Annotated in this window: 25 protein-coding genes and 1 tRNA gene; 11 read left to right on the forward strand and 15 right to left on the reverse strand. The window is 69.0% G+C overall.

The features are described from left to right. Positions 1-358 precede the first annotated feature (358 nt). Together AC07NB_RS16995 and AC07NB_RS17000 are read left to right on the forward strand one after the other, a co-directional pair. Entirely contained in the window at positions 359-1,258 is a 900-nt protein-coding gene (locus AC07NB_RS16995; protein ID WP_494572483.1) for an SDR family NAD(P)-dependent oxidoreductase, read from the forward strand. Positions 1,259-1,493: 235 nt separating this feature from the next. After that, entirely contained in the window at positions 1,494-2,699 is a 1,206-nt protein-coding gene (locus AC07NB_RS17000; protein WP_494572452.1) for an acetyl-CoA C-acyltransferase, read from the forward strand. 32 nt (positions 2,700-2,731) lie between these two features. Here AC07NB_RS17000 and AC07NB_RS17005 read toward each other — a convergent pair whose 3' ends face one another. Then, the gene (locus AC07NB_RS17005) at positions 2,732-3,463 is read right to left on the reverse strand and encodes a helix-turn-helix transcriptional regulator (RefSeq protein ID WP_494572453.1); all 732 of its coding nucleotides are present in this window, start codon (positions 3,461-3,463) and stop codon (positions 2,732-2,734) included. Positions 3,464-3,675: 212 nt separating this feature from the next. Here AC07NB_RS17005 and AC07NB_RS17010 point away from each other — a divergent pair, with 212 nt between their 5' ends. After that, positions 3,676-4,290, forward strand: coding sequence for a glutathione S-transferase family protein (locus tag AC07NB_RS17010; protein ID WP_291838448.1), 615 nt, complete (start codon positions 3,676-3,678; stop codon positions 4,288-4,290). A 4-nt stretch (positions 4,291-4,294) separates the two neighbouring features. Here AC07NB_RS17010 and AC07NB_RS17015 read toward each other — a convergent pair whose 3' ends face one another. The 4 genes from AC07NB_RS17015 to AC07NB_RS17030 all read right to left on the reverse strand — a co-directional run bounded on the left by AC07NB_RS17015 (position 4,295) and on the right by AC07NB_RS17030 (position 9,496). After that, positions 4,295-5,740, reverse strand: coding sequence for an alpha,alpha-trehalose-phosphate synthase (UDP-forming) (locus tag AC07NB_RS17015; protein ID WP_494572454.1), 1,446 nt, complete (start codon positions 5,738-5,740; stop codon positions 4,295-4,297). 6 nt (positions 5,741-5,746) lie between these two features. After that, complete coding sequence (locus AC07NB_RS17020; protein WP_494572455.1) at positions 5,747-7,534, reverse strand: glycoside hydrolase family 15 protein; 1,788 nt, start codon at positions 7,532-7,534, stop codon at positions 5,747-5,749. Next, on the reverse strand, positions 7,531-8,319 hold the full coding sequence (otsB, locus tag AC07NB_RS17025; protein ID WP_291838456.1) for a trehalose-phosphatase: 789 nt from the start codon (positions 8,317-8,319) through the stop codon (positions 7,531-7,533). The genes AC07NB_RS17020 and otsB overlap by 4 nt, the downstream gene beginning before the upstream one ends. A 79-nt stretch (positions 8,320-8,398) precedes the next feature. Next, positions 8,399-9,496 carry a serine hydrolase domain-containing protein gene (locus tag AC07NB_RS17030; RefSeq protein ID WP_494572456.1) on the reverse strand — a complete coding sequence of 366 codons (1,098 nt, stop codon included), beginning with the start codon at positions 9,494-9,496 and terminating at the stop codon, positions 8,399-8,401. 77 nt (positions 9,497-9,573) lie between these two features. On the opposite strand from AC07NB_RS17030, the gene AC07NB_RS17035 reads away from it, so the two are divergent. After that, a complete protein-coding gene (locus tag AC07NB_RS17035) occupies positions 9,574-10,563 on the forward strand; it encodes a KpsF/GutQ family sugar-phosphate isomerase (RefSeq protein ID WP_291839973.1) in 990 nt (329 codons plus the stop codon). Here AC07NB_RS17035 and AC07NB_RS17040 read toward each other — a convergent pair. Beyond that, positions 10,560-10,760, reverse strand: a complete 201-nt coding sequence (locus AC07NB_RS17040; protein ID WP_494572457.1) for a hypothetical protein — start codon at positions 10,758-10,760, stop codon at positions 10,560-10,562. The two genes, AC07NB_RS17035 and AC07NB_RS17040, sit on opposite strands and share 4 nt — an antisense overlap. A 411-nt stretch (positions 10,761-11,171) precedes the next feature. On the opposite strand from AC07NB_RS17040, the gene AC07NB_RS17045 reads away from it, so the two are divergent. Continuing rightward, positions 11,172-11,855 (forward strand): hypothetical protein, encoded by a 684-nt coding sequence (locus tag AC07NB_RS17045; protein ID WP_494572458.1) that lies wholly within the window; start codon positions 11,172-11,174, stop codon positions 11,853-11,855. 35 nt (positions 11,856-11,890) lie between these two features. Here AC07NB_RS17045 and AC07NB_RS17050 read toward each other — a convergent pair whose 3' ends face one another. Continuing rightward, positions 11,891-12,460, reverse strand: a complete 570-nt coding sequence (locus AC07NB_RS17050; protein ID WP_494572459.1) for a CAP domain-containing protein — start codon at positions 12,458-12,460, stop codon at positions 11,891-11,893. Between the two features lie 57 nt (positions 12,461-12,517). After that, positions 12,518-13,081, reverse strand: coding sequence for a hemerythrin domain-containing protein (locus AC07NB_RS17055; RefSeq protein WP_492314134.1), 564 nt, complete (start codon positions 13,079-13,081; stop codon positions 12,518-12,520). Positions 13,082-13,252: 171 nt separating this feature from the next. Here AC07NB_RS17055 and AC07NB_RS17060 point away from each other — a divergent pair, with 171 nt between their 5' ends. The 4 genes from AC07NB_RS17060 (at position 13,253) to AC07NB_RS17075 (ending at position 17,579) form a co-directional block, all read left to right on the forward strand. Beyond that, on the forward strand, positions 13,253-13,630 hold the full coding sequence (locus AC07NB_RS17060; protein ID WP_494572460.1) for a VOC family protein: 378 nt from the start codon (positions 13,253-13,255) through the stop codon (positions 13,628-13,630). A gap of 158 nt (positions 13,631-13,788) precedes the next feature. Continuing rightward, positions 13,789-14,994 (forward strand): acetyl-CoA C-acetyltransferase, encoded by a 1,206-nt coding sequence (locus tag AC07NB_RS17065; RefSeq protein WP_492314132.1) that lies wholly within the window; start codon positions 13,789-13,791, stop codon positions 14,992-14,994. Positions 14,995-15,010: 16 nt separating this feature from the next. After that, the gene (locus tag AC07NB_RS17070; RefSeq protein ID WP_494572461.1) at positions 15,011-17,185 is read left to right on the forward strand and encodes a 3-hydroxyacyl-CoA dehydrogenase NAD-binding domain-containing protein; all 2,175 of its coding nucleotides are present in this window, start codon (positions 15,011-15,013) and stop codon (positions 17,183-17,185) included. 1 nt (position 17,186) lies between these two features. Beyond that, a complete protein-coding gene (locus tag AC07NB_RS17075) occupies positions 17,187-17,579 on the forward strand; it encodes a hypothetical protein (protein ID WP_494572462.1) in 393 nt (130 codons plus the stop codon). 8 nt (positions 17,580-17,587) lie between these two features. Here the strand turns inward: AC07NB_RS17075 and AC07NB_RS17080 are convergent, their stop codons facing one another. Together AC07NB_RS17080 and AC07NB_RS17085 are read right to left on the reverse strand one after the other, a co-directional pair. Beyond that, complete coding sequence (locus AC07NB_RS17080; RefSeq protein WP_291837801.1) at positions 17,588-18,019, reverse strand: DUF488 domain-containing protein; 432 nt, start codon at positions 18,017-18,019, stop codon at positions 17,588-17,590. Beyond that, on the reverse strand, positions 18,016-18,366 hold the full coding sequence (locus tag AC07NB_RS17085; protein ID WP_492314129.1) for a hypothetical protein: 351 nt from the start codon (positions 18,364-18,366) through the stop codon (positions 18,016-18,018). The genes AC07NB_RS17080 and AC07NB_RS17085 overlap by 4 nt, the downstream gene beginning before the upstream one ends. Positions 18,367-18,458: 92 nt before the next feature. Here AC07NB_RS17085 and AC07NB_RS17090 point away from each other — a divergent pair, with 92 nt between their 5' ends. Both AC07NB_RS17090 and AC07NB_RS17095 read left to right on the forward strand, forming a co-directional pair. Further along, complete coding sequence (locus AC07NB_RS17090; protein WP_494572463.1) at positions 18,459-20,171, forward strand: amidohydrolase; 1,713 nt, start codon at positions 18,459-18,461, stop codon at positions 20,169-20,171. Between the two features lie 38 nt (positions 20,172-20,209). Then, positions 20,210-20,283 (forward strand) — tRNA-Gly (locus AC07NB_RS17095). A gap of 5 nt (positions 20,284-20,288) precedes the next feature. Here the strand turns inward: AC07NB_RS17095 and AC07NB_RS17100 are convergent. The 5 genes from AC07NB_RS17100 to AC07NB_RS17120 form a co-directional block, all read right to left on the reverse strand. Next, a complete protein-coding gene (locus AC07NB_RS17100; RefSeq protein ID WP_494572464.1) occupies positions 20,289-21,266 on the reverse strand; it encodes a TraB/GumN family protein in 978 nt (325 codons plus the stop codon). 43 nt (positions 21,267-21,309) lie between these two features. Beyond that, positions 21,310-21,963, reverse strand: a complete 654-nt coding sequence (locus AC07NB_RS17105) for a hypothetical protein (protein ID WP_291837407.1) — start codon at positions 21,961-21,963, stop codon at positions 21,310-21,312. Between the two features lie 9 nt (positions 21,964-21,972). Continuing rightward, on the reverse strand, positions 21,973-22,161 hold the full coding sequence (locus AC07NB_RS17110; protein WP_291837405.1) for a helix-turn-helix transcriptional regulator: 189 nt from the start codon (positions 22,159-22,161) through the stop codon (positions 21,973-21,975). 10 nt (positions 22,162-22,171) lie between these two features. Next, on the reverse strand, positions 22,172-22,612 hold the full coding sequence (locus AC07NB_RS17115) for a hypothetical protein (RefSeq protein ID WP_492314125.1): 441 nt from the start codon (positions 22,610-22,612) through the stop codon (positions 22,172-22,174). 89 nt (positions 22,613-22,701) lie between these two features. Then, the gene (locus AC07NB_RS17120) at positions 22,702-23,967 is read right to left on the reverse strand and encodes a DNA recombination protein RmuC (protein ID WP_494572465.1); all 1,266 of its coding nucleotides are present in this window, start codon (positions 23,965-23,967) and stop codon (positions 22,702-22,704) included. Positions 23,968-24,086: the final 119 nt, after the last annotated feature.

The following is a 24,086-nucleotide window of genomic DNA, read 5'->3' on the forward strand; positions in this document are numbered from 1 at the left end:
AATTGCGGACCGGCGTTTTGCGACACCAGTTCCAGGTCGTCGATGGTGTGGTACCCGGCGTCGATCGCCCCGTACCAACCATTCGGCTCGGCCGCCGCAGCGCCGGCTGCGAACAGCCCCGCCATCGCGACGCCGGCGAGAAGTTTCACCTTCATCATATCCCTCACTCAAGGTTTGCCCGATATCCCCACGCTTACACGGGGGGCTCCCGGCACCTAACCACAATGTACGGTTCCGGTTCCGCAATCTGGCTCTCAATGCGGCGACTGTGGCGCCGTTTCAACACAATGGGCGGGGTTTCCCTGATTGAAACGCCTGCTAGGAGAATACTCACCACAGGGAGAATGTTCGAATGACGATGAGTTTTGAGGGTCGCGTGGCCATCGTGACCGGCGCCGGGGGTGGTTTGGGGCGCGAACACGCCCTCGCGCTCGCCAAACGCGGCGCAAAAGTGGTCGTCAACGATCTGGGCGGGGCCCGCGACGGCTCGGGCAGCTCGGCCACCGCCGCCGAGGCCGTGGTCGCCGAGATCGAAGCCCTGGGCGGTGAAGCCATCGCCAACGCCGCCTCCGTCACCGACTACGCCGCGGTCGAGGCCATGGTCGCCGCCGCCATGGCGAAATGGGGCCGCGTCGACATCCTGGTGAACAACGCCGGCGTCCTGCGCGACAAGAGCTTCGCCAAGATGGACATCGCCGACTTCCAGTTCGTCATGGACGTGCACCTGATGGGCGCGGTGAACTGCACCAAGGCGGTGTGGGAGATCATGCGGACCCAGAATTACGGCCGCATCGTCATGACCACCTCGTCCTCGGGCCTGTACGGCAATTTCGGCCAGGCCAACTACGGCGCCGCCAAGATGGCCCTGGTCGGCTTCATGCAGACCCTGTCGATCGAGGGCGCCAAGAACGGCATCCAGGTCAACAGCCTGGCCCCAACCGCCCACACCCGCATGACCGAGGACCTGGGCGCCGCCCTGCCGCTGGAGGCCCTGGGGCCCGAGCTGGTCTCGCCGGGCCTGCTCTATCTGGTCAGCGAGAACGCGCCGACCCGCTGCATCCTGGCGGCCGGCGCCGGCGGCTTCGAGCGCGCCTACATCACCCTGACCCAGGGCGTCCGCATCGTCGGCGAGGACGCGCCCGAACAGATCGAGGCCCGCTTCGCCGAGATCTCGGACCGCGCCGGCGAGATCGTGCCGGAGATGGGCGCCGCCCAGGGCATCATCGAACTGACCAAGGCGAAGAAGGCCCACTCTTAAGAGAGCGCGCCTGCGGCGCGGCGCCTACGTTCGGCTCGCGGAGCCTCACTGCTTGAGGCGCAGGGAGGTTTCGGGGCCGGACAGGATTGCGTTGACGCCACGGCACGCGCCTAGACTATTCACCAGTCGCTGAACCGGCCGACAGAAGCCGGGGGCAAGTCCAGAGGAAATCGCGCTCAAGCAGCGAGGCCCCGCGGGCCGAGCGGTAGCGCACTTACAAAGAGAGATACTTCAGATGTCCCGCGAAGCCGTCATCGTCTCCACCGCCCGCACCCCCATCGGCCGCGCCTACCGCGGGGCCTTCAACGACACCCAGGCCCAGCAGCTCGGCGCCCACGCCGTGAAGCACGCCGTCGCCCGCGCCGGGGTCGAGCCGGCCGAGATCGAGGACGTGGTCATGGGCGCGGCCCTGCAGCAGGGCTCGACCGGCACCAACGTCGCTCGCCAGATCGCCCTGGCCGCCGGCCTCCCCTCCTCCGTCCCCGGCATGAGCCTGGACCGCCAGTGCGCTTCGGGCCTGATGGGCATCGCCACGGCGGCCAAGCAGGTCATCTTCGATCAGCAGAAGATGGCGGTCGGCGGCGGCCTGGAGAGCATTTCGCTGGTCCAGAACCAGCACATGAACCTGTACCGCGGCAAGGACGAGGAGCTGCTGAAGCTGGCGCCGCACATGTATATGTCGATGCTGGAGACCGCCGAGGTCGTCGCCCGCCGCTACAACATCGATCGCGACCGGCAGGACGAGTACGCCCTGCAGTCGCAGCAGCGCACCGCCCAGGCCCAGGCCGAAGGCCGGTTCGACGCCGAGATCGTGCCGATGACCACCACCATGCTGGTCACGGACAAGGCCACCGGCGAGACCTCGAAGAAGGAGATCACCCTCTCCAAGGACGAGGGCAACCGCGCCGATACGACGCTGGAAGGCCTGAAGTCTCTGAAGACCGTGTTCGGCTCGGGCGAAGAGATCCAGCAGGGCGAGTTCATCACCGCCGGCAACGCCAGCCAGCTGTCGGACGGGGCCTCGGCCTGCGTGATCATGGAGGCCGGCGAGGCGGTGAAGCGCGGCCTGCAGCCGCTGGGCGCCTATCGCGGCATGGCCGTCGCCGGCTGCGAGCCGGACGAGATGGGCATCGGCCCGGTCTACGCCGTGCCCAAGCTGCTGAAGCGCCACGGCCTGACCATGGACGACATCGGCATCTGGGAGCTGAACGAGGCCTTCGCCGTTCAGGTCCTGTACTGCCGCGACACCCTGGGCATTCCGAACGAGCTGCTGAACGTCTCGGGCGGCGCCATCTCGATCGGCCACCCCTACGGCATGTCGGGCGCCCGGATGACCGGCCACGTCCTGATCGAAGGCAAGCGCCGCGGGGCCAAATACGGCGTCGTGACCATGTGCATCGGCGGCGGCATGGGCGCTGCGGGTCTGTTCGAGATATACTGAGACGCGGCCGTTCCTCCCCCTAGGGGGAGGAACTACCCGTGCGGATCGGGCTTACCGGCGGCGATCCAGGCCGCCCGGTCGGCTTCCATCTTGGCGGTCCAGCGGGCGCGCAGCACGGCGGGCCGTCCAGGATAGCGCTCTTCCAGGAACTCGGCCGACACCACCCGGTCCGTGCGGAAGGTGCGGAAGTCGTCGCGCGCCTCGCACCAGCCGACCAGCAGCCGCGTCGTCTCGCGGTAGCCGACCAGGAAGGGCCAGATGGTGCGCGTGGTCTCGCGCCCCTGCTCATCGGCGTAATGCAGGGCCAGCTTGCGGCCCGCGTGAATCCACATCCGCACCTGCGCCATGTCCAGCGCGTCCGTCTTGCGTTCCCTGGTCCACACGGGCGGGCCGGCGACGGCGGGCTCCAGCACCACGGGCCGCAGGCGTTCCGGCACCGTGGCGGCGATCTTGGCGATCAGGTCGCGCGCGGCCCGGGCCAGCGCCGGGTCGCCCCGGCCGGCCACCCACTGCGCGCCCAGCACCGCCGCCTCGATCTCGTCGGAGGTCAGCATCAGGGGCGGCATGTCGAAGCCGCCCTCCAGCACATAGCCCAGCCCGGCCTCGCCCCGGATCGGCACCCGCTGGCCCATCAGGGTGGCGATGTCGCGATAGATCGACCGCTTGGACGTCTCCAGCTCGGCGGCGATCGCGTCGGCCGTCACCGGCTTGGACGAGCGCCGCAGCACCTGGATGATCTGGAAAAGGCGGTCGGCGCGTCTCAAGATGTTCTGCCCTATCACTCGCGACGCGGTCGCTCGCTGCTTGAGGGCAGGATGGCGAACGGCTGCTGACAGCATGCTGGCAGCAGGGTGGCAGTAGTCAATGGACTGCCGGCGACGAGGGGTCGTCGGGCGCAGGGCCCAGGTCGCGAATTGTCATCCCCACGAAAGGGAGGACGCGTAGCGAGCATCGCCCGCCACAATGGAGAGACACGATGCTGACCCTGTTTCACGCGCCCTGGTCCCGTTCGGGCCGCATCGTCTGGCTGATGGAGGAGATCGGTGCACCCTGCGAGATCGAATACGTCGACATCATCCGCGCCCAGACCGCCTCGGGCCGCCGCGACCCGGCCAACCTGCATCCGGACGGCAAGGTCCCCGCCCTGCTGCACGACGGCGCCCTGGTCACCGAATCGGCCGCCATCGCGCTGTATCTGACCGACCTCTTCCCCGCCGCCGATCTCGGCGCGCCGGTCGGATCGCCGGAGCGGGCCGCCTACGTCACCTGGCTGGCGTGGACGGCGGGCGAGATGGAGCCTGCCTACTGGGCCCGGATCAGCGGCCAGACGGAGACCGATCCGGTCGCCAAGGCCCGCTACGATCAGGTCAACGCCCGCATCCTGACCGCGCTGGAGCATGGCCCCTATCTGATGGGCCACCGGTTCACGGCGGTGGATGTCATGGTCGGCTCGGCCATGGCCTGGGGCCGCGAGTTCGCCCCCAAGAGCGAGCTGATGGACCGCTGGCTGGCCCGCATCACGGACCGTCCGGCCAACCTGCTGGCGACGGCCAAGGACGGCACGCCGCCGGTGATGGCAGAGGTCGCCTGACCGATCAGGCGGCGTGGGCGGCGCCGCTTCCGTCGTCCCCCATGCCGCCGCCCTCGTCCCCGGTCGTTCGCACGACCGCCTGCAGCGAGGCCACGAAGTCGTCGCGCCAGATGCCCACGTCGGTGTCGCGCACGACCTGCATCAGCGCCTGCCACTTCCGTTTGCGCTCCTCCAGCGGCATGTCCAGCGCCCGCTTGATGGCGTCGGACAGCTCCTCGCGGCTGAACGGATTGACCAGCAGGGCCTCACCCATCTGCTCGGCGGCCCCGGCGAAGCGCGACAACACCAGTACGCCGGGATCGTCGGGGTTCTGGGCCGCGACATATTCCTTGGCCACCAGGTTCATGCCGTCGCGCAGCGGCGTCACCAGCCCGACCCGCGCGGCGCGGTAGATCCCCGCCAGCTGGTCGCGGCGATAGGTGCGGTTGAGATAGCGGATCGGCTGCCAGTCCATGTCGGCGAACTCGCCGTTGATCCGTCCGGCCAGGCCTTCCAGCCGTCCGCGGATGTCCTGGTAGGTGTCCACGTCGTCCCGGCTGATCGGAGTGACCTGCAACAGGAAGACATCGCCCCGCTTGTCGGCATTGTCCTTCAGGAACTGCTCATAGCCCAGCAGCCGCTCCTCCAGCCCCTTGGAGTAGTCCAGCCGATCCACCCCGACCATCATCGAGCGGAAGGCCGACGAGGCCGCCATCCGGTCGTAGGTCCGGCGGCCGAAGGCCGAGTTGCGCGCCTTCAGGAAGCCGTCCACGTCGATGCCGATGGGGAAGACGCCGGTCTGGACCGTCTTGTCGAAAGCCTCCAGCGCGTCGTTCGGCAGCAGCCTGCCGTTCACGCTGGGCTCGGAGGCGACGTAGTCACGGAACAGGTCCAGCCACTCGCGGGTCTGGAAGCCGAGCAGGTCGTAGTCGAACATCGACTCCACCAGCCGCCGGTGATGCGGCAGGGTCACCAGCAGCTGCCGCGCGGGCCAGGGCGTGTGCAGGAAGAAGCCGATGCGGTTCTTGATGCCCAGCCGCCGCAGGTCCCGGGCCATCGGGATCATGTGGTAGTCGTGGATCCAGATGATGTCGTCCGGCTGGATCAGCGGCGCCAGCACCTCGGCGAACCGGGCGTTGGTCCGCTCATAGCCTTCGCCGTACGACCGCTCGTAGGCCGCCAGGTCGGTGCGGTGATGGAACAGCGGCCACAGCGTCTTGTTGGCGTAGCCGTTGTAATACTCGTCGACGTCCTGGGCCTCCAGATCGACCAGGGCCACCGTCACCCCGGCGCGATCCTCGATCTGCAGCTCGCCGGTGAAGTGCTCGACGGTCTCGCCCGACCAGCCGAACCACAGGCCGTCGTATTTCTTGAGCGCCGCCGACAGCGCCATGGCCAGCCCGCCCGCCGAGCCCGCGGCGGGGTCCTTGGGGGCCGAGACCCGGTTGGAGACGACGATCAACCTACTCATGGAAACTCACCGGACATCCGTCCACGACCGGCTCAGCAGCACGGCGCAGTTGATGATGCCCACCAGCGAATAGGTCTGCGGGTAGTTCCCCCACAGCTCGTCATCACCGAGAGAAATGTCCTCGCTCAGCAGGCCCGCATGGGTCCGGCGGCTCAGCATCTGTTCGAAGATCTCGCGCGCCTCCTCGGTGCGGCCGTTCTGGTGCAGGGCCTCGATGAACCAGAAGGTGCAGAAGTTGAACGCCGTCTCCGGCTCGCCGAAATCGTCCGGCTCGACGTAGCGGAACAGGTAGGGGCCCTTCTTCAGGTCCCGCTCGATGGCGTCGAAGGTCGCCACCTGCCGAGGATCGCGGGCGTCGAGGAAGCCGAGGTCGGTCATCTGGAGCAGGGAGGCGTCCAGCTCGCGGTTGCCGAAGCTGGCGGCGAACCGGCCCTCATCCGGCAGGAAGGCCTCCTTCTCGATCCGGGCGCGGATCTGGTCGGCCCGCGCGCGCCAGACCTCGGTCCGCGAGGTCAGCCCCAGATGGTCCGCCGCCTTGGCCAGACGGTCGCAGGCCGCCCAGCACATGACCGAGGAATAGGTATGGATCCGGGCGATGGTCCGGAATTCCCACAGGCCGGCGTCGACCTGGTCGTGCATGGCGAACGCCCGCTCGCCGACCTTCTCCAGCGCGTGGAAGTCGTCGATGGTGCCGGGGCGCAGCAGGCGCTGGTCGTAGAAGGCCTGGACCAGCGGCAGGACGATCTGTCCGTACACGTCATGCTGCAGGTGTTCGCGCGCCTGGTTGCCGACGCGGACCGGCTTCATGCCGCGATAGCCGGCGACGGTCTCGGTGATCCGTTCGTCGATGTCTTCTTCCAGGCCGACACCGTAGACCGGCTGCACATGGCCGCCGCCCGAGGCGTCGACCAGGTTGCGCAGATAGCCGAGGTAGTTCTCCAGCAGGTCGACCGCGCCCAGACGGTTCAGCGCCCGTACGACGTAATAGGCGTCGCGGATCCAGCAGTACCGGTAGTCCCAGTTGCGTCCGCTCTCCGGGAACTCGGGCACCGAGGTGGTCAGGGCCGCGACGATGGCTCCCGTTTCCTCATAGGCGCAGAGCTTCAGCGTGATCGCCGCCCGGATCACCGCCTCCTGCCAGTCCAGCGGCAGGTAGAGCTTGCGCACCCAGTCCTGCCAGTAGGCGATGGTGCGATCCAGCGCCGCCGAGACGCCCGGTCCGACATCCTGGTCGTAGCCCTCATCCGGCCCCAGGAAGAAGGCGTGGGCCTTCTCCAGCCGGAAGGTCCGCTCGTTCATCACATGCGAGACCGGGCAGTCGGTCGTCAGCCGCAGGATGACGTCCGTGCACAGATAGCGGATGTGGTTGGAGCCGCTGGTGCGTTCAGCCGGACGCGCGCCCCAGTCCGCCGAGGGCCGCAGCCGCACGCGGATGCGGGGCGATCCCTCCAGCGGCCGCACGATCCGGGCGAAGGCCAGCGGGCGATAGGTGCGGCTGTGCTTGGGATGGCGGGGAGCGAAGTCGAGAATCTCGACCATGGCCCCGTCCGCGCTGGTCAGCACGGTCCGCAGCACCGGGGTGTTGCGAATATAGGCCTGGCTGATGTGCTTCAGCCCCTCCAGCTCGATGTCCCAGAACCCGTGCTGAGGGTCATTGCCGTCCATCAGCGCCGAGAAGACGGGGTCGCCGTCCACCCGGGGGGCGCAGGCCCAGACGAAGCGGCCGCGCCGGTCGATCAGGGCGCTGATCGAGCAGTTGCCGATGGGGGCCAGGTCCAGGTCGGGTTGGGTCATGCCTCCACCTCGAGCTGCTCCAGCCAGTCCAGCACGGCGTCCACCCCGGACAGGCCGTGGCGGGCGGCGGTCTCGCGCGGCGGTCCGACCAGGACGCCGAAGCCGCCCAGTTCGCTCGCCGCCCGGAAGCCGTCCTCGTCGGTCAGGTCGTCGCCCAGCATGACCGGAACCGCCCCGGCGAAGGGCGCCTCGGCCATGAAGGCCTTCAACGCCGTGCCCTTGCTGGCTCCGGGCGTCTTCAGCTCGATGACCATATTGCCGGGCTGCAGCGTCAATCCGGTCTCGGCCGCCAGGCGGCGGGTCAGGGCCTCGGCGTCCCCCGCCGTCTCGGGCGCGCCGCGATAGTGCAGGCCGGCGGCCACGGCCTTGTCCTCGACCACCACCCCGGGGCGGTTGCGGGCGAACTCCTCGAAGGCCCGCACCGCGCCGCGCACGGCCTCCGAGGCCTCGGCGCGCAGGAAGGCGCCGTCGGCGCGGCGGCGCTCCAGCCCGTGCACGCCGGAGGCCGAAGCCATGCTGGAATCGGAGATCCGGTCGATCTCGGCGATGGTCCGACCGCTGATGATCGCCACCCGTCCACCCAGCCGGGGCGTCAGCGCCTGCAGCACCGCGGTGCGGCGGGCATCCGGAACCACGGCGTCGGGCGTCGGCGCCAGCTCGGCCAGCACGCCGTCCAGATCGAGGAAGAGGGCCGGTCGGCTCAGGCGCGCGGGCGGCGCAGGCAAACGCGGAATGGCGTCGACCGCCGCGGTGTCGGCGTCGAGAGTCAGGTCGGACGTGCCCATGGCCGTCCTAACGCGTCAGGCCCCACGGGTTTCCCTCAGCTTGGCCTTTTGTTTCGCAGATGCAGCAAACGACGGCGGCTCAGGGCGTTTCGGAATTCCCGGCGCGCAGGATGATCGGCTGGATCGAATCCACGAAGGTCCGCGTCCAGGTGTTCTCGGGCGTGCCGTTGGTCAGATAGACGATGATGTAGTGGTCGCTCAGGTCCTCGCCGCGGAACAGCAGCCGCACGCGCACCTTGACGCTCCCGTCGTGGCCGACCTCGCGATAGTCGCCGCTCTCGCCATAGTCCCAGCCCGAGGCGAAGCCGGTCCCGCCGTTCGGCAGGGGATAGGGCCGCCATAGCCGCGCCAGCGTCTCTTGCCGGGCGAACCGCCCCTGCGCCACCGCGGTCAGGAACCGTCCCAGGTCATCCGCCGTGGTGTAGAGCTCGGCATGGGAGACGCTGTAGTCGCGCCACTGGATCGGCCGATCCGGAACGAGGCGCCCGTCCTCGCCGTGATAGGGGCTGACCAGCCGGTCGCGGGGCGCGTTCTCGACGCCCAGATAGACATCCTTCAGCCCGAGCGGCTCGACGATGCGGCTGCGGACGATGTCCCGGTAGGACATGCCGTACACCGCCTCCAGAACGGCCTGCAGCACGACATAGTTGGTCTGGTTGTACCGGGCCTGCGTGCCCGTCGGGAAATCGAAAGGCCGCTCGCCCATCACGCGGAACATCTCGTCGCGGGTCGATGGGAAGACCGTCGTATCATCGGCGCCCGAGACGAAGTCGGGCAGGCCCGAGACATGGCTGAGCAGCTGGTCCACCTGCACCTCGCGCCAGGCCGCGGGCAGGGTCGGCATGTACCGGGCGGCCGGAGCCTTCAGGTCCAGCCGTCCCTTGTCGGCCAGTTCCAGGATCAGGGTGCTCGCGAACAGCTTGCTCACCGAATAGACGCCGTAGACGTCGTCCGGGCGCACGGCCCGTCCGGCCTCGACATCCGCCAGGCCGATCTGGTTGCGGTACAGCACCTCGCCGTTGTGCAGGACCAGCACCGACTGCGCCGGGGGGCCGTACCGTTCGGCGTTGGCCCGCAATTGGGCGTCCAGCGCGGCGCTCAGGTCCGAGCTCGCCGCGGGTCCGCCGCACGCCGAAAGGAACAGGCACAGGCCGGCCGCCAGATGCGCGAACTTCATGCTTTCCCCACCTGCGAACTGGAGCCCGGTCCTCGCCGGTTTGAGCAAGAGGCCGTTCCTTGTAAAGGCTTTCGTCCATGACCGAACCCACTCTGTCCGCCGATCCCGCCGTTATGGTCGCCCGCGCCCGCGAGGTGATCGAGATGAACATCGCGGCCCTGCAGCAGCTGGAGGCCGCCATCGACGACAGCCTGGCCAGGGCGGTCGAGATCATCCTGTCGCGGCCCGGCTATCTGGTGGTCACCGGCATGGGCAAGTCGGGCCACATCGGCGGCAAGATTGCCGCCACCCTGGCCTCCACCGGGACCAACGCCTTCTTCGTCCATCCGGCCGAGATGAGCCACGGCGACCTGGGCATGCTGCGCAAGGACGTGACGCTGCTGGCCATCTCCAACTCGGGCGAGAGCCGCGAACTGCGCGATCCGCTGATCTATTGCCAGCGCGAGGGCATTCCGGTCATCGGCATCACCCAGCGCCCCAACAGCTTCCTCGGCCGCTCCTCGGCCGTCTGCCTGACCCTGCCCAATGCGCCCGAGGCGCACCCGGACGGCCTGGCCCCGACCACCTCGACCCTGATGACCCTGGCGATGGGCGACGCCCTGGCCATGGTCCTGACCGAGCGGCGCGGCTTCACGGCCGAGGACTTCGGCCTGCACCACCCCGGCGGCAAGCTGGGCATGAGCCTGCAGAGCGTGCGCGACTGGATGGGGGACCGTCCGCCGGCGCCGGCCACAGTGCCCCTGACCGCGACCTTCGCCGAGGTCGTCTCGGCCATCACGGAAGGGCGCAAGGGCGCCGCCGCCGTGGTCAACGCCGACGGGACCCTGGCCGGGATCGTCACCGACGGCGACGTGCGCCGGGCCTTCGCGCGCGGCGACCTGTCGGGCCTGACCGCCGCCGACGTCATGAGCCCTCGGCCCAAGGTCATCGATCCCAGCGCGCGCATGAGCGACGCCATCGACCTGATGACCCAGAACAAGATCGCCACCCTGCTGATCGTCGAGGACGAGCGCCCCCTGGCCATCGTCCACATCGCCGAGCTGATGCAGGCGGGCTACGTCGGCTAGGCGACGCTCGGCTCCTCCAGGACCTCTGCGCGAGCAAGAGCCGCCGCCTTCGCCAGGCGATGACGGTGACGATGCTCCAGAACGATCAGGCACCCTATCGAACAGTGCAGGGTCGCTTCGATCAGTTCGTGGCCCGGGATAGTCACGACGGGCAGGAAACCCAGGGCGAAGTAGGCGGCGGAGTGAAGGCGAAACATGGCTGGCTCCTTTGAGATGAGCCAGACCGTGCGAAGGCGAACACCCGCCATCAAACCGAGTCTTGAGGCCTAGACATGTGGATCGCCTGCACACGCGATCCTCAAAGGCGCGTCAGCGACGCCTCGCCCAGGTTCCGTCTACTTTCAGACAACATCCAGCCAGGTCAGCGCCTTCGTTGGAGTGCTGTGGCGAACCGACAGGCTCGCCTGGCGACGGGGGAACCACCCCTTAACCCCTTCTTAACTTCCGAGGCGATGGGACACGCATGCGTGCGCCACCACGGACCGACCACACGCAGGGGTATTGCATCATTTGGGAGGTGTCTCACGCCCCGACGCTATGCCGACACGAGGAAGCACACCCTTGACACTTCGCTCTCACATGATGACGTTCGCCGGAACGGGGCCGATATGCCTAGACCAAACGACGCATCAGACCTGATCCGCTTTGAAGCGGGCGCGGAGGATTTTCGCGTCGGCGACTGGTGGAGCACGTTCAAAGAGGCTCGCCTCTTTCTGCCGCGCGGCTTCGCCGCGGCCATGAAGACTCTTGGTCTTCACACGGTCGATCCGTTGAACGAATTCGCGACGGACGCCGTCCAGGCCATCAATGGGACCGGGTGGAAGGAGCAGTTGCCGTCGAAGCACTGGAATGATTCCGCTCCGACACAATTCAAGAGCGCCGCGGGCGAGCACCCCATGCTCCTGCCGAAGATCGCGATCGCGATCGAGGCCCTGAACCTCTACGCGCAGAGAAAATGGGCAAATCCCAAGAACGAAGTCTTTGACGGCTACGCGGTCATCGATTTCTTCGCCGCAGGCTATTGGGCCGATGGGTGGACCGAAGAGGTCTATGGAGAGGCGAAGGAAACAGACGCCTACAAGAAGCTCATCAAATCCCTTCGGGCGATGAGCCAGACGCATCCTGACATCGTGCTGCACGACGTGGCCGCCGGGAAGCATGCGACGCACGGCATCTGCACCCTGATCTCCGCGGCATTCCCGGACAGGGAGTTGATTGTGCGCCCCGCCCAGCGCTTTCCAAGACGGGGCGTGGCGCCGGCAAGCGACATGCTTCGCCCCTATCCGGACTAGGCCACGCTCGTCGGCGGGCAGGTTTTGATCCGACGTCAGTAGGCCCGCATGCCGTCGATGTTGCCCGGCGGGGAGTAGCGGCAGTTCAGCACCGACCGGTCGCCGCGGCGGACGACGGCGCAGCCCACGTGGGTCGTGCCGCTCCACACCAGCTGGGTGTAGTGGCCGACGGCGGCCCAGTCGCCGGTCCGGCTGACGGCGGGGAAGGCGCCGTGGCGGTATTGCGCCTTCTCGGCGATCCACTCCCCGACCATCTCTTCGGGCGTCCAGCGGCGATTGCCCCAGCCGGTCCACAGGTTCTCGCCGTGGCCGTGCTGGGCGGGGTCGTGCGCGAACTCGCCGGTGTCGATCAGGTGCTGGGCCCAGGCCCGCGCCTCGCGCTCCAGCCCCTCGTCCCATATCAGCGCCGGCGCGCCGACCCGCGCCCGCTCGGCGTTGTGGGCCCGCAGCACCCGCACCTCGATCGCATCCGAGGGCAGTGCGTCCCGCGGCGGCCGGATCGGCCGCACCGTGCGCGGGCCGTCGCCCGGATCGGACGGGGCGGCGCAGCCCGGCGTGACGACCAGGACGCTCAAGGCGAGGGACAGGCAGGCGAGACGGCGCATCGGATCTCCGGACAGGACGGACCGGATCAAAGCGTACGCCGCCCGTTCGCGTTCCGCCTAGCGCTCAAGCGGCACGCCTTGTCCGTCCATCGGCTCGTCGGTCAGGGCGCTCGCCACGTCGTCCCCTTCCATGGTGCGCGTCTCAGCGGGCTTGCCGGCCTGGAACTCCTCCATCGCCGTCGCCTTGCGGGCGCGCATGCGGTCGGCCAGGTCGTCCATGTCCAGTCCGGCGTCGCGGGCCTGGCTGAACATGCCTTCAACGCGCTGCTCCTCTTCCTTGACGTGGTGCTCGATCATCTCGGAAAGCACCTTCACCTTGGCGTCGTAGAAGTCCTCCGCCGGGCTGCCCGCCTCGATCTCGTTGATCAGGGTCTTGGCCGCGTCGTGCTCGACGTAGCTCTCATCCAGCAGATCGTCCTCGATGCGACCGCGACAGGCCGGATAGAAGATCTCCTCCTCGATGGCGGTGTGGACCTTCAGTTCCAGGCAGGCCTGTTCGGCCAGCGCCTGCTTGCGGTCGCGGCTGGTCGCCTTTTCGAACGCCTCGAAGATTCCTTCCACCTTGCGGTGGTCGGCCTTCAGCATCGCGATCGCGTCCATCTCTTCGTAGGTCTGGGCCATGGGGTTCCTCCTGGGCAATGGCTTCGACCCCGGAAAGCCGCGTTCGCCGCGCCGTTCCAAAGGCCAAGCTAGCTGAGAGTCGTTCGCTCGAATTCAGCCCTTTGGGCGTCCGGTCGCTGACACAACGGCCCGTTTCGCGCGTTTGAAAGCGGACACAGGAGATCGCCCGCCATGCTCGACCACATCGGCCTCGACGTCGCCGACATCGCCGCCTCCCGCGCCTTCTATGAGAACGCCCTCGCCCCGCTCGGCTACGCGGTGGTGCACGAGATCGCCGAGGACGGGACTACCGTCGTCATGTTCGGCGTCGACGGCGAGATCGATTTCGTCATCGCTGACAAGGACCGCCCGGGCGAGGCCAACCACATCGCGTTCCGCGCCCCGACCCGCGGTCAGGTCGACGCCTTCCACGCCGCGGCGCTGGCGGCGGGCGGCCGCGACAACGGCGCGCCGGGCCTGCGTCCCCACTACGGCGCGACCTACTACGCCGCCTTCGTCCTCGACCCCGACGGCTTCAACGTCGAGGCCGTCTGCCACGCGGCGGAGTGACGCCGCCCACATCCCCTTGCGGACGCCTTCACGGTTGTTACTTGACGTTGACGTAAACGTACGCTTTCTGCTGCCCAAGTTTCAATTCCGCACCCTCCCCTCAAGCAGCGAGGCGCCGCGCGCCGAGCGTTAGGGGACCCAAGAAAGAGACCTCCTCCATGGCCGACGCCTACATCTACGACGCCGTGCGCACCCCGCGCGGCAAGGGCAAGAAGGACGGATCGCTTCACGAGATCACCGCCCTGTCGCTGGCCACCCAGGTGCTGGAAGCCCTGCGCGACCGCAACGGCCTGGACACCTCCAAGGTCGACGACGTCATCCTGGGCTGCGTCTCGCCGGTGGGCGAACAGGGCGCGGACATCGCCCGCACCGCCGTGCTGAACGCCGGCTGGGCCCAGACCACGGCGGGCGTCCAGATCAACCGCTTCTGCGCCTCGGGCCTGGAAGCGGTGAACATGGCCGCGGCCAAGGTGAAGTCCGGCGAGGCCGACTTCGCCGTCGGCGGCGGCGTCGAGGCCATGAGCCGCGTGCCGATGGGCTCGGACGGCGGCGCCTGGCCGGTCGATCCGTCCTCGGCCTTCCCGACCTGGTTCGTCCCGCAGGGCGTCTCGGCCGACATGATCGCCTCCAAATGGGGCTTCAGCCGCGACGACGTGGACGCCTACTCCGTGGAAAGCCACAAGCGTTCGGCCAGGAGCTGGGCCGAGGGCCGGTTCAAGGGCTCGGTCGTGCCGGTCAAGGACCAGCTGGGCCTGATCCGTCTGGACCATGACGAGACCATCCGCCCCAACACCGACATGCAGACCCTGGGCGCGCTGAACCCGTCCTTCGCCATGATGGGCGAGATGGCCTTCGACGCCGTGATCAACCAGCGCTACCCCGAGGTCGCGCGGGTCAATCACGTCCACACCCCGGGCAACTCCTCGGGCATCGTCGACGGTTCGGCCGGCGTGCTGATCGGCTCGCTGGAAGCCGGCAAGGCCCTGGGCCTGAAGCCGCGCGCCAAGATCCGCGGCGCCGCCTCGATCGGCTCGGAGCCCTCGATCATGCTGACCGGCCCGGAGTTCGTGGCCAACAAGCTGCTCGGCAAGCTGGGCATGTCCAAGTCGGACATCGACCTGTGGGAGCTGAACGAGGCCTTCGCCGCCGTCGTCCTGCGCTTCATGCAGGCGCTCGACATTCCGCATGACCAGATCAACGTCTGCGGCGGCGCCATCGCCATGGGCCACCCGCTGGGCGCCACCGGCGCCATGATCACCGGCGTGGTGCTGGACGAGCTGGAGCGCTCGAACAAGGAAACCGCCCTGATCACCCTGTGCATCGGCGGCGGCATGGGCACCGCCACCGTCATCGAACGCGTCTGATCCGGAGATCATGAACATGGAAAACTTCAAGATCGACGTCGACGTCGACGGCATCGCCCTGATCACCTTCGACGTCCCGGGACGCTCGATGAACACCCTCACCTCGGGCGTGATGCAGGAGATCCCCGAGTGGGTCGAACGCATCAAGACCGACGACGCCATCAAGGGCGCGGTCCTGACCTCGGGCAAGGCCTCCGGCTTCTGCGCCGGCGCCGACCTGGGCGACATGGCCGGCGGCATGCTGGCCGGCGGTTCGCTGCAGGAAGCCTATGACGCAGGCTGGAAGCTGAACGGCGCCCTGCGCGCGCTGGAGACCTGCGGCAAGCCGGTGGCCGCGGCCATCAACGGCCTGGCGCTGGGCGGCGGTCTGGAACTGACGCTGGCCTGCCACTACCGCGTCGTGGGCGACAGCTCGAAGATCCAGCTGGGCCTGCCCGAGATCAAGGTCGGCCTGTTCCCGGGCGGCGGCGGCACCCAGCGCCTGACGCGCCTGATCGGCGTGCAGGCGGCCATGATGGCCATGACCGAAGGCAAGTCCTTCCGTCCGAACGACGCCAAGGGCGCCGGCTTCGTGCATGAGGTCGTTCCCGTCGGGACCGAGGTCGAGGCCGCCAAGGCCTGGATCAAGGGCGGCGGCAAGGCCGTCCAGCCGTGGGACGACAAGTCCTTCAAACTGCCCGGCGGCGGCCCCTACCACCCGGTCGGGGTGCAGAACTTCATCGTCGGCAACGCGATGATCCGCAAGCAGACCTACGGCAACTATCCGGCCGCCACCAACCTGATGAAGGCCGTCTATGAGGGCGTTCAGGTCCCGATGGACGCGGCCCTGCGCATCGAGACCCGCTACTTCATCAAGACCCTGATGACGCCGCAGGCCCAGGCCATGATCCGCTCGCTGTTCCTGTCCAAGCAGGAACTGGACAAGGGCGCCGTCCGCCCCGCGGGCGTGCCCAAGTCGGACCCGAAGAAGGTCACCGTCCTGGGCGCCGGCATGATGGGCGCGGGCATCGCCTATGTGCAGGCCCTGGCCGGCATCGAGACCATCCTGATCGACCAGACCCAGGAAGCCGCCGACAAGGGCAAGGCCCACGTCGAGGAGCTGCTGAAGAAGCGCCTGTCGCGCGGCCAGATCGACCAGGCGAAGTACGACGCCCTGCTCGGCTCGGTCACCGCCACCACCGACTACGACCTGATCAAGGGATCGGACCTGGTCATCGAGGCCGTGTTCGAGAACCGTGAGATCAAGGCCGAGGTGACCAAGCGCGCCGAGGCCCAGCTGGCCCCGGGCGCCATCTTCGGCTCCAACACCTCGACCCTGCCGATCACCGGCCTGGCGGAAGCCTCTGTCCGTCCCGAGGACTTCATCGGCATCCACTTCTTCTCGCCCGTCGACAAGATGATGCTGGTCGAGATCATCCTGGGCGAGAAGACCGGCGAGGCGGCCATCGCCAAGTCGCTGGACTACATCCTGAAGATCAAGAAGACCCCGATCGTCGTCAACGACGGCCGCGGCTTCTACACCTCGCGCTGCTTCGCCACCTACGTCGCCGAAGGTCTGGCGATGCTGGAGGAGGGCTACGCCCCGGCCCTGATCGACAACCTGGGCCGCATGACCGGCATGCCGCGCGGCCCGCTGGAAATGCACGACGACGTCGCGCTGGACCTGTCGGTCAAGGTCGCCAAGCAGACCGCGCTGGACCTGGGCGACAAGTACCAGCCCCTGCCGGGCTCCGAGATCGTGCGCGTGATGGTCGAGGACCTGGGCCGCTACGGCCGCAAGAACGGCAAGGGCTTCTACGACTACGAAACCAAGCCCAAGACCCTGTGGGCCGGCCTGTCGGACCTGGCCCCGGTGAAGATCAACGACTCGACGCCCGAGCTGATCGAGGACCAGAAGCAGCGCCTGCTGTACCGGCAGGCGGTCGAGGTCGCGAAATGCTGGGACGAGGGCGTCATCGACGACCCGCGCGAGGCCGACGTCGGGGCCATCCTGGCCTGGGGCTTCGCGCCCTGGACCGGCGGCCCGATCACCTTCATCGACCAGACCGGCCTGAAGGCCTTCGTGGCCAAGGCGGACGAATACGCCGAACGCTACGGCGACCGCTTCAAGGTCCCGCAGTTCGTGCGCGACATGGCCGCCAAGGGTGAGACCTTCTACGGAAACTTCGAAGGCAAGAAGGCGGCGGCCTGACATGGAAGGGACGGCGGTCAATGCGGGTTTCGCGGCGGCCGCTGTCCTCTCCCTGATCACCTTCGCCGTGCATACCTTCGTGGGCGGGCGGTTCGCCGCCCGTCCGCTGCTGGACGCCCACGACTTCGACAAGGCCAGCCGCTGGCTGAACTACATGACCTGGCACATGGTCACGGTGCTGCTGCTGGTCATGGCGCTCGGCTACGGCGTCGCCGCCGTTCGTCCGGGCTCGGCGGATGTGGCGATCCTGCTGACGCTGGTCGCCGTCATCCTGTCCCCGCTTTCCATCTGGGTCGCGATGAAGGGCGGGATCGCGCCCTGGCGCTTCCCCTCGTCCTGGCTGTTCGCCTTGATCGCCATCGCGGCGGGATGGGGCCTGTTCGCGGCCCACTGAAGCGGGCCCTAGAGGTTCACCACCTCGAACCCGTCCTCGCCGGCCAGTCGCTCGGCCAGGACCGCGCGATGACACCCGGCGTGGTCGGCCTCGAAGCACAGCAGCGCGGTCCGCTTTTCCGACGCCAGCGCGCGCAGCTGCTGGAACGCCGCCTCTGACGCGGGTTCGGCCATATGGCCCGCGAAGATTTCCCGCATCTCGCCGATCCGACCCTTCTTCGCCGCCTCGCGCCCGGCCTTGGGCGTGCCCAGCGGACGCAGGTGGACGTAGTCGATCCCGGCCTCGCCCAGGCTGTTCCCCAGCACCGTCTTGGAGAAGCCGGCGCGGCGCGAGGCCGCGACCGCGCGCACATCGACCAGCACCTCGACGCCCGCGGCCTTGAGCCGGTCGATCACCGCCGCCTGCGGCTCGCCTTCATAGCCGATGGTGAAGAGCTTCATCCCGGGCTGACCCGCGCCATTCCCGGGACGGCCCCGGCGCTGATCGCCTCGTCCACGCACGAGCCCAGCTCGGAGTCGTGGCGCGCCCGGTCCTGCGTCCTGCGCTCGGCCAGCGTCCGTTCGAGCGCGGCTCTTTGTTCCGGCGTCAGGGTTCCGGCCTCGCCCGACGCAGGCGTCCGCTCCTCCCACCAGTCGCGGATGAACCAGCTGGGGCCGGCGACCCGCCCCGTCTCCCGCACGGCCTCGGCGATCATCACGTTCACATGGGCCAGGCAGAGTTCGGCCCTGACCGGCTCGGCCGGCGCCGTCTGGAACACTCCGGCGAACACGAGGATGAGCGGCGTCATGGCGTAGGTCCCTCGAACGATCGAAGTGTCGAGCTTGACGGGGCGGATGCAATAAGGCGAGTCCGAAGCCCCTTCCCGTAAGGAACGATCAGATGCGACGGACGCTCCTTCTCGCCCTGCTGCTGGCCGGAACCGCCACTTCGGCCCAGGCGCAGGACCTGATCATCCGGGGCGGTCCGATCTACACCGGCGTGGACGGCGCGCCGACCGCCGAGGTGGTCCAGGTCCGCAGGGGCCGCATCGCCTATGTCGGACCGGCCCGGGGCGCGCCGGACGCCGCGGATCTGGAGGTGGTGGACCTGCAGGGCGCGGCCCTGTTCCCCGGCTTCACCGACGGCCACGCCCACCTGGACGGCGTGGGCTGGCGCGAACTGACCCTGAACCTCGAAGGCTCGGCCTCGGTCGCGGATGCGATGGCCCGGCTGACGGTCTGGGCCCAGGCGCATCCGGACGGCCCCATCGTCGGGCGCGGCTGGATCGAGACCCGGTGGCCGGAGGGCCGCTTCCTGACCGCCGCCGACCTGGACGCCGCCGCGCCGGGGCGCATCGTCCTGCTCAGCCGCGCCGACGGCCATGCGGTGGTCGTCTCCTCCCCCGCCCTCGCCGCCGCCGGGATCGACGCCTCGACCGCCGCGCCGTCCGGCGGAGAGATCCTGAAGAGGCCGGACGGCGAACCCACCGGCCTGCTGGTCGACGCCGCCGAAGGGCTGGTCGCCCGCCTTATGCCCCAGGCCGATCCCGCCGCCACCCGCGAGGCCTATCGCGCGGGCTTCCGCGTCGAGGCCGCCTACGGCTGGACCGGCGTCCATTTCATGAGCGCCCCGTGGCGCGACGTGCCCCTGCTGGAGCAGATGGCCGAGGCGGGCGAGGCGCCGCTGCGGGTCTACAACAGCGTCACGCCCGACGGCGCCGCCGAGCTGATCGCCGGCGGTCCGCGCAGCGCCGCCGACGGCCGGATCATCACCCGGGCGATCAAATACTACGCCGACGGCGCCCTGGGCTCGCGCGGCGCGGCGCTGTTCGAGCCCTATGCCGACCGGCCCGACACCACCGGCCTGATGCAGATCACCGAGGCGGAGATCGTTCCCCTGTACGCGGCCGCGCTGCGGGGCGGCATCCAGGTCGCGACCCACGCCATCGGCGATCGCGGCAACGCCTCGGTGGCGAGCTGGTACGCGGAGGCCCTCAACGCCGTCCCCGCCGCCGCGCGGCCCAACGGCGCGGACGTCCGCTGGCGGATCGAGCACGCCCAGATCGTGCGCCCGTCGGACTATCACTGGTTCCACGACCTGCCGATCATCGCCTCGATGCAGCCGAGCCACGCCATCGGCGACCTGCATTTCGCCCCCGCGCGGCTGGGCGACGCCCGGCTGGACGGGGCCTATGCCTGGCACAGCCTGGCCGACCGGGGCGTCATCGTCGTCGGCGGCTCGGACGCGCCGGTCGAGCGCGGCTCGCCCCTGATCGAGTTCTACGCCGCCGTCGCGCGGCGCGATCTGGAGGGCTTCCAGGGGCCCGACTGGCGTCCCGACGAGGCGGTGGATCGCGCCACGGCCCTGAAGATGTTCACCCTGTGGCCGGCCTACGCCAGCTTCCGCGAGGCCGAGCTGGGCACCATCGAGGTCGGCAAGCGCGCCGACCTGACCGCCTTCGACGTGGACCTGATGACCGCGCCCCTGGCTGACATCCCCAAGGGACGGGCCGTGCTGACGATCGTGGACGGCTCGACCGTCCATGCCGTCATCTCGGCCACAGACGGCGTGGAGTTCCGTCTGCCTGGAACCCCCGCGCGCATCTCGCCTTGATGCACCGCGACGTTCCGCTTAAGGCTGCCTCCGGCTGCGCGGGCGTGATGTAGTGGTAGCCTGAAAGCTTCCCAAGCTTTTCGTGCGGGTTCGATTCCCGCCGCCCGCTCCAGTCCCCTACTCGACCCGCGTGGCGTGGACGCCGCGGCGTTCGAGGATCGACTGCACGCTGTCGTCCCCCGCCAGGTGCGCCGCGCCGACCGCGATGAAGACGGTGCCCGAGCCGTCCAGCAGGGTCTGGATCTGGCCCGCCCAGTTGACGTTCCGGTTGGTCAGCAGGGTGTCGTAGACGACCTTGTTGTCGTCCTTCATCTCCTGCACGCCGTAGCGCTCGATGGCCGCCACATCGCCCTCCGACCAGGCGCCGACCAGGCGGTCGAGCTCGACGGTGGCGTTGTCATAGGTCTCCAGCGTGCTGCGCAGGAAGTCCAGCTGGGCGTCGTCGGGCAGTCCCGCGATCAGGCCGACCTGTTCCTCCAGCGTCTCGAAGCCGTGGAGCGGCTTGCCGGCGGCCAGGGCGCGGGCCTTCAGCACCAGCTCGACGCCTGAGGCCGGATCGTAGCCCGCCTTGACCAGCGGGGCGACCGACAGGGTCAGGCCGGCCAGCCAGGGGCGGAAGATGTCCATCTGGGCGGCGGGCATGCCGATCGAGGCCGCGGCGGCCTGCAGGTCGGCGTTCTCCTCAGCGTTCAGCAGGCTGGAGAGGGGCGTCTGCGGCGAGAGGCCGAGGCGCTGCACGATCGGCATCATGGCCGCCTGATCGTCCGGGTTGGAGATCTCGAACCAGATCTGGTCGGCGCTGTCGAAGGCGGTGTCGATCCGGTCGGTCGCCCAGCCGGTGGTGGGGCGCAGCACATGGACGGTGCCGAACAGATAGATGGTCGAGTCCGCGTCGCGGATGACCCACAGGGCCGGACCGGCGCCCTCGGCGCGGGGCGCGGCGGCGACGGCGGGAGCGGCGGGAGCCGCGGCCTGGGCCAGCGCCGGAGCGGGCTGGAAGGCGATGGCGGCGGCCAGGCCCAGCCCCGCGGCGAGGCCGAAGACGGTGCGGCCGGTCAGGGCGGCGGTGGATTTCAGGCGCGAAGCGAGCGTCATCGGAACGGTCTCCTGGAGAAGGGCTGGATCGGGGAGGCGGGAATCAGGCGAGGCCGCGGCGGAAGGTCACGACCATCGACACGATGAGGTAGACGCTCATCAGGACGACATAGATGTCCCAGGCGGTGAGCGGCGGGGCGACCGCCAGGCGTTCGGCGGCGGCCCAGATGAAGAGCAGGCCCTGTCCGAGCCAGAAGGTCAGGGCGCCGGCCTCGACCACCACGCGGCGGAACAGCTCGTCGACCGAGCGGTAGAGGCGCAGGTTCAGCGCCGTGTGCAGCACCAGCAGAAGGCCGATCCCGGCGAGGGAGGCGGTCACCGGCAAGGCCAGGCCGGAGAGGATCATCGGCAGGATCATGATGATCCCCGACAGGCCCAGGACGGCGGACTGCCTGCGGGCGTCGCGGACCTCATCATCGCCGGCCGGACCTTCCAGCTTGAGAACGCGGCCCAGGCTCCGGCGATAGAAGGAGGTGATGGCCGTGCCGAGACAGCTGACCAGCAGCACCGCGGCGACCAGGCCGGCGACGATGTCGGCCCAGCGCAGGTCGGGCAGGTCCGGCTCGAGGCCGGGGAAGAGCTTGGCGGCGAACTGGCCGACGGCGTAGCCGACGGCGCCGAAGACGGCGCCCGCGAGGACGGCCTTGCTCAGCTGGCGGGCCCATTCGGGCGTGGAGGCGGGGAAGAGGCCGGACATCGCAGGCTCCTATTCCGAGAAGATGGATTCGATGGGCTGGTCGAAGACCCTGGCGATCTTGAAGGCCAGCGGCAGGGACGGGTCATAGCGGCCGGTCTCGAGCGCATTGACGGTCTGGCGGGAGACGCCCAGCGCATCCGCCAGATCGGCCTGGCTCCAGTTGCGCTCGGCGCGCAGCACCTTGAGACGGTTGTTCATGACAGGGTCCTCACCGACGCTTCGCCCACCACACCGCCCAGGCGATGCAGTAGCCCACCACCTGACAGGTGAACATCAGGGTCATGCCCGCGACCAGGACGTCGTTGGGCGCCATGGCGCCGAGCCCCAGGTCGCCGTCCCGGTGCAGGGCGGTCAGCAGGAGGGCGCCGCCGACGAGCGCGCCGGAGCAGCCGCCCCACCACCAGGCCCATTTATGGGCCTCGCGCGCGGCCTCGTCGATCCGGCGCCACCACCAGACGCAGAGGAACAGGGCCGCGGCCATGGCGGCGCCGTTGACGGCCAGCGACGCGGCCAGTCCCGGCGCGCCGGGAACCTCGCCGGCGAAGACGCTGCCGACGCCCGCGAAGACGCCGACGAGGATGGACAGCCCGAATACGAGGCCGAAGGCGGCGACGCCGGTCAGGGGGCGTTTGGGTTTGGCGGACGGCATGACAAGCTCCCCTGTCTGTTTGACAAGGGTGTTTTACATCACCAGCGAGACGTGTCAAGCGCCCTTGTCAATCGGCGCCGGGACAGGTCTCAACCGCCTTCGGTCAGGCTGAGGCGGGCGCTGTCGGTGAGTTCGGGGCGGCTGAGGGTGCGGGGCGCCTGTTCGACGGGGGCGAGCTCGGGGATGTCCTTGCCCTCGTGATCGACGTGCAGGTCCTCGAAGCGGCGGGCCGAGACCATGACCTGGCTTTCCAGCGAACCGACGAACTGGTTGTAGCGGCCCACGGCGGCTTCCAGCGCCTTTCCGACCGATGCGGCGTGGCCGCCCATGACCGAAAGGCGCTTGTAGAGCTCCTTGCCCAGCTTCGCGACCTCCTCGGCGTTCTTGGCCTGCTCCTCGGCGCGCCAGCCGTAGGCGACGGCCTTGCACAGGGCGAACAGGGTGGTGGGGGTCGCGATGAGCACGCGCGAGGCCATGGCCTGGGTGATCAGTTCGGGTTCGTGGTCCAGGGCGGCGGCGAGGAAGGACTCGCCCGGAACGAACATAACGACAACGTCCGGGCTGGGCTTGAACTGGTCCTGATAGGCCTTGGAGGCCAGCTGGCGCGCGTGGGTCTTCATGCTGGCCGCGATCCGGATCGAAGACGCCCGCGCCTGCGCCTCCTCGTCGCCATCGGCGGGATCGTCGAAGGTCAGGGGCACCTTGGCGTCGATGATAAACATGCCGCCGCCGGGCATGCGGACGATGAAGTCGGGGCGTTTCTGGCGCCCTTCCTCGTCGGCGTAGGAGGACTGTTCCTCGAAATCGAAGCGGCCCGCCATGCCGGCGGCCTCCAGCACGTTGCGGCAGGTCTGCTCGCCCCAGCGGCCGCGGCGGCCGGTGTTGCCGCGCAGGGCCTCGGTCAGCTTGCGCGCCTCGTCGCGGGTGGCGCTGGAGGCGGTCATCAGCTGGGCCAGCTGCTCCTTGAGTCCGCCGGTCTCCTCGACGCGGGTCTTCTCGAGAGCCGCGACCTGCTCCTGGAATTTCAGCAGGGTTTCGGCGACCGGCTTGAGCTGGGCCTCCATCCGTTGCTGGGCCATCAGCTCGCGGGTGCGGAAGGTCTCGTCGGTCCGCTTCAGCAGCGTCTCGGCCACCGTGTCGGCCTGCTCCCTCGCCTGGGCCTGAAGCAGGGCGGTCTGGGTGGCGGCCTGGTCCTCCGCATAGTGCAGACGGGCCTCGGTGGCGGCGAAGCGCTGCGACAGGTCCCAGGCGCGGGCGTCCGAGGCGGCCGCGCGGCGACGCTCCATCACCGCCCATGCGAGGGCGATGAGGGCGACGACGGAGGCGGCGAGGGCGGCGACGAGCGAGGCGTTCATGCTCCGTTCCTTATCCGGAGTCGCGGAAAGCCGCCACGTCCGACTGAAAACACCGTCCGATGCGTCCGATGCGTCCGATGCGTCGCCCTGGGAGGCAACCGGCGGCAGGATAGCCGATA

This window comes from Brevundimonas sp. GW821-FHT09G01, from assembly GCF_059416065.1.